The following is a 16,563-nucleotide window of genomic DNA, read 5'->3' as shown; positions in this document are numbered from 1 at the left end:
TATCCAAATAGTAAGTTTCGGTGATTTTAAGCACATCCCGAAAAGTGTGAAACGGTTTTCGGAAAAGATGTGCGTAAAAACAAATGGTTAGAGCGCTGATCCGATTTAATCGGATCAATGCGCTCTAATCGTCACAAACTTTCTTAAACTGCCCTAATATCCGCGATTAAATCGATTTGATTCGGGAGTAGCATCATGGCAAGAGACGCGACGAAGCTTGAAGCAACGGTCGCAAAGCTGAAAAAGCACTGGGCAGATTCGGCCCCGCACGATATGCGTGCGGCGTTCAAATCAGACCCAGGCCGGTTCGAGCGGTATTCGCTATCCCTGGATGACCTTCTGTTTGACTGGTCAAAATGCCGGGTCAACGACGAAACGATCACGCTCCTCAAGGAACTGGCCGTTGCTGCCGATGTTGAAGGCCGTCGTGCGGCGATGTTTGCGGGTGAGCACATTAACAATACGGAGGACCGTGCCGTTCTCCATGTTGCGCTGCGCGATACTTCCTCTGAAGAAGTGCTTGTTGATGGTCACAATGTTCTGCCGGACGTGAAAGAAGTGCTCGACCGTATGGCGACGTTTTCGGATGGCATCCGTTCCGGCTCTATCAAGGGCGCGACAGGCAAGAAGATCACCGACATCGTCAATATCGGCATTGGCGGTTCCGATCTCGGTCCGGTTATGGCGACGCTTGCGCTGGCCCCTTATCATGATGGTCCGCGCGCCCATTTCGTTTCCAACATCGATGGCGCGCATATTGCCGACACGCTGGCTCCGCTCGATCCGGCGACGACGCTGATCATCATCGCCTCGAAAACGTTCACGACCATTGAAACCATGACCAATGCGCAGACTGCGCGCAAATGGATTGCTGATGCGCTGGGTGAAGCCGCCGTTGGCGCGCATTTCGCCGCCGTGTCGACGGCGCTCGACAAGGTTGCGGCCTTCGGCATTGCCGAAGACCGTGTCTTCGGCTTCTGGGACTGGGTGGGTGGTCGCTATTCGGTATGGTCGGCCATCGGCCTGCCGGTGATGATCGCTGTCGGTCCCGATAATTTCCGCAAGTTCCTTGCCGGTGCGCACGCCATGGATGTGCATTTCCGCGATGCGCCGATGGAAAAGAATCTGCCGATGTGGCTTGGCCTGATCGGCTATTGGCACCGAGCGATCTGCGGCTATGGCAGCCGGGCGATTATCCCCTACGATCAGCGTCTTTCGCGTCTCGCCGCCTATTTCCAGCAGCTTGACATGGAATCGAACGGCAAGAGCGTGACCGTGGACGGCAAGCCGGTTTCCGGCCCGACCGGTCCGGTTGTCTGGGGCGAGCCGGGCACCAATGGCCAGCACGCTTTCTTCCAGCTTCTGCATCAGGGCACGGATACGATACCGCTGGAATTCATCGTGGCTGCGAAGGGCCATGAGCCAGCGCTCGACAATCAGCACGAAATGCTTTTGGCAAACTGCCTCGCGCAGTCGGAAGCGCTGATGAAGGGCCGCACGCTGGACGAAGCCCGCGCCCAGTTGCAGGCGAAGAAAATGCCGGAAACCGATGTCGAGCGTATTGCGCCGCATCGCGTATTCTCCGGCAACCGCCCGTCGCTGACGCTGGTTCACGACATGCTCGATCCTTATGCGCTGGGTCGCCTCGTCGCGCTTTATGAACACCGCGTGTTCGTCGAAGCGCAGATTTTCGGCATCAATGCGTTCGACCAGTGGGGCGTAGAACTGGGTAAGGAACTTGCGACCGAATTGCTGCCGGTGGTTTCCGGCAAGGAATCGGCTGGCGGTCGCGACGCCTCGACGCAAGGTCTTGTCGCGCATCTGCACGCACGACGCAAAGCTTGACGCCATTATCCATCGGAATAGAAATGATGTGGAGCCGGGTTAGACCCGGCTCCATTCGTATAAAAATGAAATGGGATGAGAAATGAAGACTGAGATCATCAAATTTGCGGGCGACGTGCCGGGCAATGCCATCGAACTGCGCGTGCTGCGCTTTGCGGGCAAGGGTGGCGATGCGCCGACCGCTTATCTGCAATCCTCGCTGCACGGTTCGGAACTGCCAGGGCAGGCTGCGCTTCATTTCCTTATCCCGATGCTGAAAAAGGCTGGTGAAGAAGGCCGCATTCTGGGCGATATCACCGTCGTGCCGCAGGCCAACCCGATTGGTTCGAACCAATGGCAGGCCTATCAGCATCAGGGCCGTTTCGAGATGTTCTCGGCGGTGAACTTCAATCGTGCATTCCCGCTTCTGCCGGATTTCGACACGTCGGAACTGCCCGGTCCCGATGCGCCGGAAGCGCTGGCCAAGCGCCTCAAGGCGACGCTTCTGAAACTCGCACTGCCGAACGACATCGTGCTCGATCTGCATTGCGACGACGAGAGCGAAAACTATGTCTATATCGCGGATGATTTCGTTGAAGACATGAAGGATCTGGCCGTCGCGCTCAATTCCACGGCAATCCTTGCCTGGGACACCACGGCGGATGCTGCCTTCGAGGAAGCCTGCGCGCATCCCGTTCTGCAACTACCGAAGGACAAGCGCGACATGAAGCGCCGCGCAGTGACCACGGTGGAATTCCGCGGCCTGACCGATGTCTATGCCGATATGGGCAAGGGCGATGCGGAAGGTCTCTATAAGTTCCTGGTGCATCGCGGCGTCATCCGCGACGAGAGTGTCAAGCTCGACCTCGACTATAAGGGCCTCATATCGCCGCTTTCGAATGTCGAAATGGTCCGCGCGCCGCAAGGCGGTATGGTGTTCTTCCATGTCGAACCGGGCGATGTGGTGGAAGCAGGCGCGAAGCTCGTCACGATTGTTACCGTGCCGGGTGAACCGGAGCACGACATCGTCATGACCGCACCGCAGGCCGGTCGCATCCTGACGCGCCGCTCGCTGCGTTATGTGCGCCGGGGCGACGATCTTCTCAAGCTGCTCGGCGCTAAGCCATCTTCTGTCAAGAAGCGTGCAGGCGCTCTCGAAGCATGAGTGCGATGCCCTTTGCCGACCGCCTGAAAGAAATCCGTGCCGTTCTTTTCGACAAGGACGGCACGCTGATCGATTTTGACCGCACCTGGTTTTCGGTGTCGTGGACATTGGCCCAGCGTTCGGCCCAGCGATTGGGAAAGGGCGATGAACCGCATGCGCGTTCCCTGCTCGATGCCGGTGGGTATGACTGGACGGCAAAGCGCTTTCGAGCCAATTCGGTGATTGCGGCGGGAACGGTGGAAGACATCGTCTCGCTCTGGCATCCGGAACTGGACGGCGCCGATCTGCGCCGTCTGATCGGCGAATATGATCGTTATGCGGTCGAGGAAGGTGCGCGTTCGGCGGTTGCCATCGAAGGGTTGCGCGAAACGTTGGAAGCATTGCGTGCCATGGGCTATCGACTTGGCATTGCGACGAATGATTCCGAGGCAGGCGCTCATGCGACCGCCAAGGCGCTCGGCATCGAAGGCTTCTTCGACGTGATCATCGGCTACGACACGGCGGCGCGCCCGAAACCCTATCCAGATCCATTGCTTTATTTTGCCGACAAGCTGGGACTTGATCCAAGCGCCATTGCTATGGTGGGCGATAATCTGCACGATCTTGAAACCGCTCATGCGGCATCTGCGGGGCTTGCGGTCGGCGTTCTGTCGGGTAACAGCCCGCGTGAGGCGCTGGAACCGCATGCCGATGTGGTGCTCGATTCCGTCGCGGGTCTGCCGCAACTGCTGAAAGTTAAAGGTTGAATCATTCCATTTTCTGATGCTGTCTTCAGAAGAATTCATCCTGGCGGCTCTTGCGGACGACTGGACCTACGGTAGCATGCTCGGATCACAATCTGATCCGAGCGATACCTATGATCCTTATCGGGCAATATGATTCTCCATTCGTGCGACGTGTCGCAATCGCCATGCGCCTTTACGATCTGCCTTTCGAGCATTGGCCGTGGTCCACATTCGGCGACCGCGACCGGTTGGCGGAATATAATCCGCTCAGCCGCGTGCCAACCCTGTCGCTCGCCGATGGTGATGTGCTGATCGAAAGTGCTGCCATCCTCGATTATCTTGATGAGATTGCCGAGGCCAGAAAGCCGCTAATTGCGGGTCACGGCGTTGAACGGCGTCAGGCGCTTAAGATTTGTGCCTTGGGCACGGGCCTTGCCGACAAGGCGGTGAGCCTTCTCTATGAAGGACTGCTGCGCAGCGAACAATCGCCAGTCTGGGTGGAGCGATGTGAAATGCAGATCGGGCGTGTGCTGGATGTTCTCGAACAGGACCTTGCCGCACGTGGCTCGCCGTTTTGGTTTGGAGCCGATATCGGCCACGCGGATATAGCGGTGACCTGCGCCTTGCGTTTTCTGCGCGAGGCGCATTCGCATCTTTTCGACGAAAGGAAATATCCGGCCTTGACCACCTTGGCGGGGCGCTGCGAGGCCCTCGCACCATTTCAGGAAATTGTGCAGCCGCTGGCTCCGCCGTCGGCGTGATCGAAAGATAGTGGCCGGGGTGAAAACCCCGGCAGTTATCGCGTCAGGCCAATGACCTTAAAGCGTGTCGCATTCTATCGTACTCGTACGACACGCTTTAAGCGTTTGTTTTCATGCATGTCTTTATCCCAAAACCGGTTCCCACTTTTGGGAGACATGCATTAAAGCGCGTTTCGATCTGATTGAATCAGATCGGCGCTCTAACTGTTTGTTTTGACGCGCATCTTGTCCGAAAACCGTTTCACACTTTTCGGGATACGCTCTAGTCGCGTAGTTCGCGACGCAAAATCTTGCCCACATTGCTTTTCGGCAGGCTTTCGCGGAATTCGATTTCACGCGGGCGCTTGTAGTTGGTGAGACGTTCGGCACAATAAGCCTTCACATCATCTTCGGACAGGCTCGGGTCGCTTTTGACGACGTAGAGTTTCACCACTTCGCCGGAATGCTCGTTCGGTATGCCGATGGCGGCCGATTCCACGATGCCGGGATGGCCGGCAGCCACTTCCTCGATCTCGTTCGGATAAACATTGAAACCGGATACGAGGATCATGTCCTTCTTGCGGTCGACGATCTTGGTATATCCGCGTTCGTCCATGAAGCCCATATCACCGGTACGAAAGTAACCATCGGGCATGATTGAGCGTTTGGTCTCGTCGGGACGGTTCCAATATCCCTTCATCACCTGCGGGCCGCGCACACAGATCTCGCCCACTTCGCCGAGCGCGAGGTCATTTCCATCATCATCGCGTATTGCGATATCGGTCGACGGAATCGGTACGCCTATCGTGCCTGAAAACTCGGTCGCATCAAGCACATTGGCACTGGCGACGGGCGAGGTTTCAGACAGGCCGTAACCCTCTGTGATGACGCAGCCGGTCATTTTCTGCCATCGTTCGGCAACAGGGCGTTGGACAGCCATGCCGCCGCCAAGTGTCAGAAGCAAAGGCTTGAAATCGAGCGTCTGGAAATCCGGATTGTTCATCAGCCCATTGAACAGCGTATTGAGCCCCGGAAAGATATGGAACGGATATTTCTTGAGTTCCTTGACGAAGCCGGGAATATCGCGCGGATTGGGGATGAGAATATTGCGCGCACCGAGTTTCAGGCCAGTCATCGCATTCACGGTGAGTGCGAAGATGTGATAGAGCGGCAGCGCACACACAAAATTCATCGCCTTCGGTTTGCCCTTGTTGCGGAACGCTACCGCTATCCAGGCATCCATCTGCTCGACATTGGCGATGATATTGGTGTGGGTGAGCATCGCACCCTTCGATATGCCCGTTGTTCCACCGGTATATTGCAGGAAAGCAAGATCGGAGCCCTGAACAGGCACGGGGTTGAGTGATTTACCACGCCCCTGCGCGAGTGCGTCCTTGAAACGGACATGGCCAGGGATCGTCCATTCGGGTACAAGTTTTTTCACCTTGCGGACGACAAAATTAATGATGTGCCCCTTGAAACCATGCATATCGCCCATCGACGCGACAATGATGTTGGGTACATGGATGGAAGACAGGGTCTTCTGTACGGTCGCTGCAAAGTTTTCAAGGACGATGAGTGCCTTGGCGCCCGAATCGTTCAACTGGTGCTCAAGTTCGCGTGGGGTATAAAGGGGATTGACGTTCACGACGACAAAGCCCGCACGGAGAATTGCCGTAAAGGCAATCGGATAATGCAGGATATTCGGCATCATCACCGCAACGCGGTCACCCTTGACGAGGCCGCGCGACTGTAGAAAAGAAGCCAATGCGCGCGAGTGTTCGTCGAGTGCCTTATACGTAAGATCTTTACCCATACAGGTAAATGCGGGGCTGTCTGCGAATTGTCGGCAAGACGCCAGGATCATATCGCCAATGGAGGTCGCCTTGCTGAGGTCGATCTCGTGCGGAACGCCTGCCGGATATGATTTGAACCAGATTTTTTCTTGCGTCGGCGTACTCTTGCCTGTTGAGTCTGCCGCGACGGATTCAACTACGGATGCACTTTGCCCAGTCGTTTTTTTCGCCATTTCTTCTCCCCGGATTGCTCCGTCTTAAATTGGGCAGCCTGTGCGCCCGCCGTCTCCCAAACCGTCCGCCCCACGGACAGCTTCCTCGTTCATAAATGTGGTCGAGTTTTATACTCTTCGCAAGAGTTACATTGACGTAAGCGTAAATTATAAAAGAGTCGAGCGTCTTTCCCAATTTTGAAGTTTGGCAATCACAATAGGTTGAAACTTGCCACTGCGGAAAATAGCAGGCCCGGCAGGCACACGATATCGCAATTGTATCCGGCAATGCCTCTGGAGCGCGTTTCGATCTGATTGAATCAGATCGGTGTTCTAAACAATTGTTTTAACACGCATCTTTTCCGAAAATCGTTTCGCACTTTTCAGGATACACTCTAATGGGCTTCGGCCGCCTGATTTCTCATGGATCGAATGAGTATCGAGATCGCCTTGCCGCCATAGGTTACAAGATCATAACCTCTGTCGCCTCGCAACCATTCGTTGAGAAGTCCGCTCAATATGGAGAGCAGGACTGGTGCTGCCGTATCAGATGTCCATTCCTTCGAAAGTTCCCCGCGTCTTGCGGCCACGTCCAGTAATCCCGCGAACAATGAGAGGGCATTGGCACGCGCTTCCCTGAGGCGGTCTTCGAGCGGGGCCATTTCGCCAACGAACTCGCATCGCTGGTTGATGATTATGAAAATGTTCTGTTGGCGCTCATCGTTCGAGAAAAGCTGTAGTGCTTGAATAATCGATTGCTCCAGAACATGCATCGGATTGGGGTGATTGACCGCCGCTGCCTGCAACATGATTTCTTCTTGCGGGAACCGCACACTGCCTATGATTGTACGTACGATCTCAAGCTTGTCGTGAAAGTGGAAATAAATAGCACCACGCGTTACTCCGGCATGACAGGCGATTTCCATCAGTGTAGATTGATTGACACCGCGCTCGAGGAAAACCTGCTCGGCAGCCACCAGAATGGCTTCCCGGGTTTCGGCGGCCTCGGCTTTCGTTCTTCGCATGACTTCTCTCGGGTGGATGCAGGCTAATGGCCCAATTTATCGCTAAATCTGGATAACTCATTCGTGATCTGTAATATTAGGTGATTGACTATAACACAGTAGTTCGTGTTTACAAACACTCGTGTATGTTAAATTGGCAGCACCGCGCGACAGCAAGGGCACTCCCATCATGACTATGAACCGTTCTATTCGGCTTTTTGCGGCAGGGGCCGCATTTCTTGTCTTTGCGGGGCAACCCGTTCTGGCGCAAGCACCGGGAGGCGCAACACCACCTCCGCCACAGGTATCCGTTATCGCGGTTAAGCCGCATGACGTACCTGTTACCTATGAATATGCGGCGCGTATCAGTGCCTATCGTGATGTTCAGGTGCGCGCGCGTGTGGGCGGAATATTGCTTCACCGCAATTTCACCGAAGGCACGGAAGTCAAAGCTGGCGACGTGTTATTTGAAATAGACCCTGCACCTTATGAGGCGGAGCTTGAAAAGGCTCAGGCACAGGTAGCTCAGGCTGAAGCGCAGTATCAGCAATCCATCCGAGATGCTGAGCGCGCCGAACAATTGGTTCAGCAGAAGGTACAGAGCACAGCCGTTCGCGACTCAGCTTTTGCGACCCGTGACTTGAACAAGGCATCGGTTGCAGCAGCCAAGGCACAGTTACGTACGGCAGAGCTCAATCTGAGCTATACCAAGGTAACCGCGCCAATCAGCGGTATCACCAGCCTCGAACAGGTCAATGAGGGCAGCCTCATCGGTACCGATGCATCCTCAAGCCTCTTGACCTCGATCATGCAGCTCGATCCGGTTTACGTGAACTTCTCCTTCACAGACACGGAAGCAGCCGAAATCGACCGCTTGCGCGCTGAACGCGGCGCTACGGGCGAAGATGCCAATCGCCTCAAGATCAAGGTACTGTTCGGTGACGGGCAAGCCTATGATCATGAAGGAACAATCGACTTCACGTCCTCGTCGCTTGATACGGAAACGGGAACTCTTGGCGCCCGTGCTGTCGTTGAGAATCCAAATCGCCGCCTGATTCCCGGTCAGTTCGTTCGCGCGGTGATCCTCGGCATCGAGGTCAAAAACGCTATCACGATCCCGAAGGCCGCGTTGCTTCAGGGCCCGCAAACGCAATTCGTTTATGTGGTCAACAAGGACAACGTCGTCGAAGTGCGACCGATTACGGTTTCTCGTGAGCTGAGCGATGCATGGTTGGTTTCCGAGGGCCTTAACTCAGGTGATCGGGTCATAACCGAAGGCCTCATCAAGGCCGCTCCGGGGCATCCAGTCAATCCGGTCGACGCAGCTACTGAAGCAAGCAATCAGACATCGCCCGATAAGGCTGGCGCTGATTCTGGCAAAGAACAGGCGGCAGACAAGCAATGAATAGATTCTTCGTCGATCGCCCCGTTTTTGCGGCGGTCATCTCCATTGTGCTCGTGCTGGCTGGCCTGATCTGTATCCGGATCCTGCCGATCGCCCAGTACCCTGAATTGACACCGCCGCAGGTGGTTGTCAGTGCGACCTATCCCGGTGCAAGCGCCGAAACGGTGGCGCAGACTGTTGCTGCACCGTTGGAACAGCAGATCAACGGCGTCGAGAACATGCTTTATATGCAGTCCTCGAGCCTTGGTAGCGGCACCATGCAGTTGACGGTAACCTTCGCTCTGGGCACTGACCCGGATCAGGCCACCATCAATGTCAACAACCGCGTGCAGCGTGCGACCTCGTCCCTTCCGCAGGAAGTGCAGCGTCTCGGTGTCACGGTGGACAAGCGCTCCACCACGATTCTGGGCATGGTTGCCATGTTCTCCGATAGCAATCGCTATGACCGCACCTATGTCGGTAACTACGCGCTTCTAAACGTGGTCGATGACCTCAAACGTTTGCAGGGCGTCGGCGATGTGCAGTTGCTCGGCAATATCGACTATTCGATGCGCATCTGGCTGCGTCCGGATAAGCTGGCGCAGTATAATCTGACCCCGAGCGATGTCTCGACGGCTATTCAGGAACAGAATGCGCAGTTTGCCGCGGGCCGCTTCGGCGACCAGCCGGACCCGCAAGCCGGGCCGTTCACCTATACGGCGACCACGCAGGGACGTCTGCCGGATGCTGCGGCATTCGAAAACATTATCCTGCGTTCAAGCCCCAACGCTGCCACTCTCCGTCTGAAGGACGTTGCGCGCATCGAACTGGGGACAGAAAGCTATCTCGTCGACAGTAATCTTAACGGCACGTCTGCTGTTCCGATTGCAATTTATCTGCAACCCGGCGCAAACGCGCTCAATACGATGGAACTCATTCAGAACCGTATGAATGAGCTGAAGGCGAGCTTCCCGGCTGGTATCGATTACTCGATCCCGTTTGATACGACGAAGTTCATCAAGGTCTCCATCGAGGAAGTGATTCACACCTTCATCGAGGCGATCATTCTCGTCGTGCTCGTGGTGTTCATCTTCCTGCAGAACTGGCGCGCGACGCTTATTCCGATCATCGCAGTGCCGATCTCTATTATCGGTACATTTGCTGGCATGTATGTGCTCGGCTTCTCCATCAACCTCTTGACGCTCTTCGGTCTGGTGCTGGCAATCGGCATCGTGGTCGATGATGCTATCGTGGTTCTGGAAAACGTCGAACGTATCATGACGACCGAGAAACTTTCGCCGCGCAAGGCCGCCATCAAGGCTATGGGTGAAGTGACGGGGCCGGTTATCGCGATTGTTCTCGTGCTCTGCGCCGTGTTCATTCCGGTGGCCTTCATGGGCGGTCTTGTCGGCGAAATGTACAAGCAGTTTGCCGTCACCATCGCGATCTCGGTGACGTTGTCCGGTCTTGTGGCTCTGACACTGACACCGGCGCTCTGTGCGTTGATCCTCAAGCCGGGTCATCACGAGCCGATGTTGCCGTTCCGTATTTTCAACCGCTTCTTCGAGCGGGTGACAGATGGTTACTCCAGCGGTGTTCGCTTCTTTTTGAAGCGTGCAGCAATCGGCCTCATCCTGTTTGCAGGTCTTCTCGGCGCGACATACTATCTTTTCGAAAGAGTTCCGGGATCGCTGCTGCCGGATGAGGATCAGGGCTTCCTGTTCAGTGTTGCCGTACTTCCTCCTGCAGCCTCTTTGGAGCGTACAACGGCGGTTCTCGATCAGGCGAGCACGAATATCCGGAAGAACCCGGCTGTGGAAAGTGTCTTCGCGGTATCCGGTTTCGATCTTTTGTCGGGTGGTCTGAAAACCAGTGCGGGCACGATGTTCATTATGCTCAAGGATTGGAAGGAACGCACGACGCCTGAAACCGATGCGCGCAATCTTCCCGGTGCCATCATGGCGATGAATGCGGGCATCAAGGATGGGCTTGTTCTTGCGTTCAATCCGCCGCCGATCATGGGCCTGAGTACCACTGGTGGCTTTGAACTCTATGTTCAGGATCGTACGGGCGGCGGCGTGGAATCGCTGACGCGTGCAACCAAGCTCATTACTGAAGCTGCGGCCAAGCGGCCGGAGCTGCAGGGCGTCCGCACGACGTTTGATCCGAATGTTCCACAGTACGACATCCAGCTTGATCGCGAAAAGGCGAAGGCTATGGGTGTGCCGATCAACTCCGTATTCACTGCGATGCAGGCAACATTCGGCAGTCTCTACGTCAACGACTTTACGCTGTTTGGCCGCAACTATCAGGTCAATCTGCAGTCGGAAGCTGAGTTCCGCCGCGATCCAAGCGACCTCAAGCACGTCTTTGTACGGGCTAATTCCGGCAGCATGATCCCGCTCGACGCCCTCGTGACGGTCAAACGCATTGTCGGTCCCGATCAGCTTGAACGCTTCAACGCCTTCAATGCAGCCAAAATTACCGGCAATCCGGCACCGGGTTTCACATCTGGTGATGCGATCAAGGCAATGCAGGAAGTCGCTGCGGAAGTTCTTCCGCAAGGCTATCAGATTGCATGGACGGGCTCGGCCTATCAGGAAGTGACTACCAGCGGCACAGGCACGCAGGCTATGATCTTCGGTCTTGTCATGGTGTTCCTGATCCTGGCTGCACAGTATGAGCGTTGGAGCCTGCCGCTCGCTGTCATCACGGCAGTGCCGTTCGCAATCTTCGGCGCATTGCTTGCGACCGATCTGCGCGGGTTGACCAATGACGTGTATTTCCAGATCGGTCTGGTGACACTCATAGGTCTGGCAGCGAAGAACGCGATTTTGATTGTGGAGTTCGCGGTGCTTGAACGAGAGACCGGAAAATCCGCCATTGAGGCGGCAGCGTCGGCTGCTCGTCTGCGGTTCCGTCCGATCGTGATGACTTCGCTGGCCTTCATTCTCGGTGTGGTGCCGCTTGCGATCAGCACGGGTGCCGGTTCGGCAAGCCGTCACTCCATTGGTACAGGCGTCATCGGCGGCATGTTGGCGGCGACGTTCATCGCAACGTTCTTCATTCCGATGTTCTATAGTTTGATAGCGCGCAAGCCTCCGAAGAAGCCGGAGGATGAAGATGTGAATGAGACGACTAATTCGAACGGGCAGACGGATAACCAAATCTAGTCAGTCTCGAAGTTCAAACAAAAGCCCCGCCGAAAGGCGGGGCTTTTTGCATCAGCCTATGCTTGCACTCATGGGTGAGACTGGAACTAAATTGCGACCGGCCTTCGAAAAAGAAACCGCGCAGCTCCTAGAACAGCGATGCGATGCTCTGAACGATTGCCCACCCTAGAAAAGTTGCGGGCACGCTGAGTGCCGCAAGCATGATGCCAAGAAACACGTAAGCAGCCTCATTAGGCGAGCGCTTTGTTTGTTCCGGAGTCTTGTGCCATTGAGCAGGTACACCATCGAACATTGTATAAATCCTCCTTCTCCCTCAATCTGATTATTGATGAGAGGATGATTTGTTCAAGTAAAAATAAATGGATGTATTTGTTGAGCTTTTTATGTTAGAAGCGGCGCAATTCGTACTGAAGAGTGCGTACTGGTATCGGCTTTCATGCAATCAAATTGAGTTATATATTTGATAAAAAATAATTTTACTTTTGTACTGTAAGTATCGATATATCGGAATTTTCAAAAATATCTGAAAATTCGTTTGCCCCTGAATCTTCTCTGCGTCAAAATGGCACGCAATGACAGGCCCGATTTTATTGGCCAGATCCGTTTGATGCTCGGCTTAGTAAAAGCTGTTGGGAAAATAGCGCAGATAGAGCTCCGTTAGCGTGCCTTTCTGCTGCAGGGCCTGGAGAGCATTGTTGAGGGCATTGACGAGGGGAACGTTTTGCTGCGCTACAGCAATACTGAGGCCGCCGCCAAGATATTGCGGCGCAAGATAGGGGCCATCTGCGAATGTGCAACACGCATGGCCTTCAGGGCTATTCAGCCACATCGAAAGTGACATGCCGTCATGGAACACAGCACTTATCTTGCCGCTTTTGAGGTCGGCGAGCATGAGTGAATCATCAGAGTAAGGTTTAGCAACTGCCTCAGGAAAATAGCTTTTCAGAAGCTGCTCATGGGCAGTACCCGCAATCACGCCAACACTCTTTCCCTTCGTTGCCATAACTGCGTCTTCGCTAAACGCGCCTGCATTGGTCGTCACAAATCGTGCTGGCAACCGCATATAGGAGCGTGAGAAGACAAATTGTTCGCGGTTTGCTTCGGTTGGCTTCCACCCGGCTATGATCGCTTCGGCCTGCCCGCTAAGCAGGCGCCCTTCAAGCTCGTTCCATGGTGCAGCTTCAATCTGACAGATGTCATCGACACCCAATTGATGGCAAAGCGCTTTGGCAAGATCGACGTTATAGCCGGAAAGCTGCGCCTGATCGCCCAGCATGTTGAACGGAGGGAAGTCGACGGTCGTGATAAACCGCAACCGATTGAGCGCTTGCAAGGACGGCAATGGCAGGCGTTCTTTCTGGTTGATGAAGGATGGAGCCTCCGGTTGAGTGTCTGAAGCGAGGGCACCATGAGTACCGCATGCGAATACCAGCGCGATTAGAAGCCTTGGGAGGTAGCGTTTCATGATCGGCTTCTGCCTTTTTCTCTATAATCTCGCATTAACTGAAAAATCGGGTGACGAGCAATACTCAACTAAGGTTCAACGAAAATAAAGGTTGCAATTCGCTTTAAGTATATTACGTTTTGATTGTAGTTTTACCGAGATAAATTCCTAATAAAGTAATCGGTAAATTAAGTATAATTGTAAATTCCTAAAACATAATTATAGGTATTCAGTAGTGCGGGGGTGCTATGAGTAGTGTATCGATTGCGTTCGATCTGGAGATATGCAGTGCCATATCAGCCAGATTGGAACAATGTGGCGTGTCCAGAGATGCGTTGTTGGGGGCCTATAGTGCTGCGGCTCATCATGGAACATCTTTTTGTGCGGAACTGGTTCAGCGAGGTGATGTTGCGGAACCGGTCATCTACGCAGCTATTGCTGATATTTTGGGGGTGGAATTTACAAACGAGGCTCTACCCTCTCGCATTTTCGTCTCTGGTGAGGAAAAACCGTCGGCTTTTGTTGATGTTGGACAGGTCATGGTGCTCGGTACCGACGGAGGTAGCTATCTTTACATAGCTCCGTCAGAAAATCGCATCAGAAAGCTCCGGGATCATATTCTTGCGACACCACAGTTGAAGAACCGGATACGTATCTGCACACCGACGCTGTTGAAACACATTATGCGGCAGCGACATCAGAAGGATCTGATCACACGCGCACATGAAATGACGCCGCAGTCGCTTTCAGCGGCACGCGTTCTGGATACGCCTCAGGCGTTTATCATTGCCATGGGGGTCTATGCGTTCTTCGCCTGCATGTTCAACTGGCCGATGATAACGCTTCTGGTGCTTCACGTGACGCTGTCGATATTCTTCTTTGGTTGCGTGATGATCCGATTGTTCGCGGCTGCCTCCGGACGAAGATTGAAATTTCTCGAGCTCAAGAAATGCAGACCGCGCGATTTACCAAACTATTCCGTCCTCGTCCCGCTGTATCGGGAGCAGGACGTGATCGGTCAGCTTGTTATCAGCCTGAAGCGGTTGAACTGGCCGGCAAGTAAACTTGATATCAAGCTTGTCTGCGAGAAGGATGACTTTGATACGATAGCTGCAATACGTCGTGAGCGACTGCCATCAAATTTCGAATTGGTTCTCGTGCCGTCTGGCGGGCCTAAGACAAAGCCAAAGGCGCTGAATTATGCATTGCAGTTTGCACGAGGCGAAATTGTTGCGGTCTTTGATGCTGAAGATCGTCCCCATCCCGATCAGTTGCTTGAAGCATGGCAGACCTTTCAGGCAGAAGGCGACAAGCTCGCCTGTGTACAGGCGCCGCTGATTATCGGAAATTTTCGCCATAATCTGCTGACGCGAATGTTTGCCTTCGAATATGCCGCACTTTTCCGCGGGCTCCTGCCGTGGCTTGCTTCTCGAGGACTTGTCATTCCGCTCGGAGGTACTTCCAATCATTTCCGGCGGTCGTGCCTGGAGGAGGTCGGTGGCTGGGATGCCTACAATGTCACGGAAGATGCCGATCTAGGTGTGAGGCTCGCTCGATTTGGTTATCGTATCGGTGTCATCACGCGTGGAACGATTGAGGACGCACCGGTCAACTATGATATTTGGAGAAAGCAGCGCACGCGCTGGCTCAAAGGATGGATGCAGACCTGGCTCGTTCACGGGCGCCAGCCTTATAATACCTGGCGCGAACTGGGGTGGTTCAGATTCACCGTCAATCAGATCTATACCTTGGGTATTATCGGCTCTGCATTGTTGCATCCGCTTATGCTGGTCATGTTCTTCACATTGCTGGTGAGTACCGCATTCGGTCCGCTGACGCCTCACAGCATATGGTTGCTGGCGCTCGACGTAATGAACATTCTGATGGCTTATGTGAGCTTTTATCTTCTTGGCTCCAGAACTATGGAGCCAACGGAACTGGGAGGCTATGCCTACCTGCTTTCGATCCCGATTTACTGGATACTGATTTCGATATCGGCCTGGCGTGCGCTATGGCAACTGGTGCGGGTGCCGCATCTGTGGGAAAAAACTCCGCACCAGCCCAGCCTGTTTTACATCTCTGCGAATGAAGAGGTGAGGAATGTAGAACCGCGGCCGATGATCGATTGATCCTCGGCTCCAATTGCCTGAAGGTCTCTTCCTTCATAGGGCAATGTCAAAAGGATGCGCCGGATTGCAGCCAGTCTGGCGCGCCTCTTGTCATTCGACCGAATGATTGTCCAGGGCGCGTAACCTGTATCGGTCCTTTCAAACATGATGTGCAATGCGTCGGAATAATCATTCCAGCGAGAAATGCCCGCCACATCCATAGGTGAGAACTTCCAGTTCTTGAGCGGGCTGTGGCGACGCTCATGAAAGCGCTTGAGCTGCATTTCCTGACCAATATCCAGCCAGAATTTGAAAAGGTGAATGCCATCTGTAACGATCATGCGCTCGAAATCGGGTGTCTCGGTCAGGAAGGTTTCGAGCTGTGTCGACGTACAAAAGCCCATCACCCGTTCCACACCTGCTCGATTGTACCACGAACGGTCAAACGTTACGAACTCACCTGCCGTCGGGAAATGTGCGACATAACGCTGGAAATACCATTGGCCTTGTTCGGTTTCGGTCGGCTTCGGCAATGCAACGTTACGGGCGGTTCTGGGGTTCATGAACTCCCGGATTGTAAAGATGGTTCCACCCTTGCCTGCGGCGTCGCGACCTTCGAAAACGCTGATGACGCGTCCGCCGGTCTCCTGAAGCCAGTATTGCAGTTTGACAAGTTCGATCTGAAGCCGCTCGAGTGTTTCCTCATATTCATCCGACTTCATTTTGGAAGGATAAGGGTATCCGCCCGATTGCAGTGCATTATCGTCGATCCATTTCGGCAATTTCGGATCATTTATGTCAAACGAATGCGCTGCTCCGTCAATTTTCAGCTTGATCGCCTTGTCGCCTGGCTTCGCTTCGTCTTTTTTGTCTTTCTTTTTGTTAGCTGTCTTTGAACTGTCACCCACGGCAATTCCCTTTCGTTTATAGCAAACCATGATATGGGCTGTTTGGAAGCCGCGTAAAGGATGTTCCAACATTTCCGGAC

At 54.2% G+C, this 16,563-nt stretch carries 12 protein-coding genes; 7 read left to right on the top strand and 5 right to left on the bottom strand.

The features are described from left to right. The first annotated feature begins 195 nt into the window (after nt 1-195). From pgi to FIB18_RS08010, 4 genes are all read left to right on the top strand, one after another. On the top strand, nt 196-1,845 hold the full coding sequence (gene pgi, locus FIB18_RS08025) for a glucose-6-phosphate isomerase (RefSeq protein WP_140020196.1): 1,650 nt from the start codon (nt 196-198) through the stop codon (nt 1,843-1,845). Between the two features lie 82 nt (nt 1,846-1,927). After that, nucleotides 1,928-2,989 (top strand): succinylglutamate desuccinylase/aspartoacylase family protein, encoded by a 1,062-nt coding sequence (locus FIB18_RS08020; protein ID WP_140020195.1) that lies wholly within the window; start codon nt 1,928-1,930, stop codon nt 2,987-2,989. Beyond that, nucleotides 2,986-3,735, top strand: coding sequence for an HAD family hydrolase (locus tag FIB18_RS08015; protein ID WP_140020194.1), 750 nt, complete (start codon nt 2,986-2,988; stop codon nt 3,733-3,735). Before FIB18_RS08020 ends, FIB18_RS08015 begins: the two co-directional genes overlap by 4 nt. Before the next feature lie 110 nt (nt 3,736-3,845). Then, nucleotides 3,846-4,475, top strand: coding sequence for a glutathione S-transferase family protein (locus FIB18_RS08010; protein ID WP_140020193.1), 630 nt, complete (start codon nt 3,846-3,848; stop codon nt 4,473-4,475). A gap of 262 nt (nt 4,476-4,737) precedes the next feature. Here FIB18_RS08010 and FIB18_RS08005 read toward each other — a convergent pair whose 3' ends face one another. Beyond that, entirely contained in the window at nt 4,738-6,483 is a 1,746-nt protein-coding gene (locus FIB18_RS08005) for a long-chain fatty acid--CoA ligase (protein WP_140020192.1), read from the bottom strand. 374 nt (nt 6,484-6,857) lie between these two features. Then, nucleotides 6,858-7,487, bottom strand: a complete 630-nt coding sequence (locus FIB18_RS08000) for a TetR family transcriptional regulator (RefSeq protein WP_140020191.1) — start codon at nt 7,485-7,487, stop codon at nt 6,858-6,860. A gap of 169 nt (nt 7,488-7,656) precedes the next feature. On the opposite strand from FIB18_RS08000, the gene FIB18_RS07995 reads away from it, so the two are divergent. Beyond that, nucleotides 7,657-8,871, top strand: a complete 1,215-nt coding sequence (locus tag FIB18_RS07995) for an efflux RND transporter periplasmic adaptor subunit (protein ID WP_140020190.1) — start codon at nt 7,657-7,659, stop codon at nt 8,869-8,871. Then, complete coding sequence (bepE, locus tag FIB18_RS07990; protein ID WP_140020189.1) at nt 8,868-12,023, top strand: multidrug efflux RND transporter permease subunit BepE; 3,156 nt, start codon at nt 8,868-8,870, stop codon at nt 12,021-12,023. The genes FIB18_RS07995 and bepE overlap by 4 nt, the downstream gene beginning before the upstream one ends. Before the next feature lie 127 nt (nt 12,024-12,150). Here the strand turns inward: bepE and FIB18_RS24970 are convergent, their stop codons facing one another. Both FIB18_RS24970 and FIB18_RS07985 read right to left on the bottom strand, forming a co-directional pair. Beyond that, entirely contained in the window at nt 12,151-12,315 is a 165-nt protein-coding gene (locus FIB18_RS24970) for a hypothetical protein (protein ID WP_006466025.1), read from the bottom strand. A 324-nt stretch (nt 12,316-12,639) separates the two neighbouring features. Continuing rightward, nucleotides 12,640-13,488: a transporter substrate-binding domain-containing protein gene (locus FIB18_RS07985; protein ID WP_140020188.1), complete on the bottom strand. Its 849-nt coding sequence runs from the start codon at nt 13,486-13,488 to the stop codon at nt 12,640-12,642. A gap of 227 nt (nt 13,489-13,715) precedes the next feature. Here FIB18_RS07985 and FIB18_RS07980 point away from each other — a divergent pair, with 227 nt between their 5' ends. After that, nucleotides 13,716-15,596, top strand: a complete 1,881-nt coding sequence (locus FIB18_RS07980) for a glycosyltransferase family 2 protein (protein WP_140020187.1) — start codon at nt 13,716-13,718, stop codon at nt 15,594-15,596. Here FIB18_RS07980 and ppk2 read toward each other — a convergent pair. Beyond that, nucleotides 15,539-16,483 (bottom strand): polyphosphate kinase 2, encoded by a 945-nt coding sequence (ppk2, locus tag FIB18_RS07975; RefSeq protein WP_140020186.1) that lies wholly within the window; start codon nt 16,481-16,483, stop codon nt 15,539-15,541. The genes FIB18_RS07980 and ppk2 overlap by 58 nt on opposite strands. Between the last annotated feature and the right edge of the window lie 80 nt (nt 16,484-16,563).

The organism is Brucella pecoris, assembly GCF_006376675.1.
GTDB classification, from domain to species: Bacteria; Pseudomonadota; Alphaproteobacteria; order Rhizobiales; family Rhizobiaceae; genus Brucella; species Brucella pecoris.
The sequence above is the reverse complement of the archived record's forward strand: the minus strand, read 5'-3'. Positions and strand labels throughout refer to the sequence as shown.

What these genes read in the sequence shown, in the direction of transcription:
- FIB18_RS08015 (WP_140020194.1), top strand. Translation starts at nt 2,986, where the DNA reads ATGAGTGCGATGCCCTTTGCCGACCGCCTGAAAGAAATCCGTGCCGTT.
- FIB18_RS07985 (WP_140020188.1), bottom strand. Translation starts at nt 13,488, where the DNA reads ATGAAACGCTACCTCCCAAGGCTTCTAATCGCGCTGGTATTCGCATGC.
- FIB18_RS08000 (WP_140020191.1), bottom strand. Translation starts at nt 7,487, where the DNA reads ATGCGAAGAACGAAAGCCGAGGCCGCCGAAACCCGGGAAGCCATTCTG.
- bepE (WP_140020189.1), top strand. Translation starts at nt 8,868, where the DNA reads ATGAATAGATTCTTCGTCGATCGCCCCGTTTTTGCGGCGGTCATCTCC.
- FIB18_RS08005 (WP_140020192.1), bottom strand. Translation starts at nt 6,483, where the DNA reads ATGGCGAAAAAAACGACTGGGCAAAGTGCATCCGTAGTTGAATCCGTC.
- pgi (WP_140020196.1), top strand. Translation starts at nt 196, where the DNA reads ATGGCAAGAGACGCGACGAAGCTTGAAGCAACGGTCGCAAAGCTGAAA.
- FIB18_RS07980 (WP_140020187.1), top strand. Translation starts at nt 13,716, where the DNA reads ATGAGTAGTGTATCGATTGCGTTCGATCTGGAGATATGCAGTGCCATA.
- FIB18_RS24970 (WP_006466025.1), bottom strand. Translation starts at nt 12,315, where the DNA reads ATGTTCGATGGTGTACCTGCTCAATGGCACAAGACTCCGGAACAAACA.
- FIB18_RS07995 (WP_140020190.1), top strand. Translation starts at nt 7,657, where the DNA reads ATGACTATGAACCGTTCTATTCGGCTTTTTGCGGCAGGGGCCGCATTT.
- FIB18_RS08010 (WP_140020193.1), top strand. Translation starts at nt 3,846, where the DNA reads ATGATCCTTATCGGGCAATATGATTCTCCATTCGTGCGACGTGTCGCA.
- FIB18_RS08020 (WP_140020195.1), top strand. Translation starts at nt 1,928, where the DNA reads ATGAAGACTGAGATCATCAAATTTGCGGGCGACGTGCCGGGCAATGCC.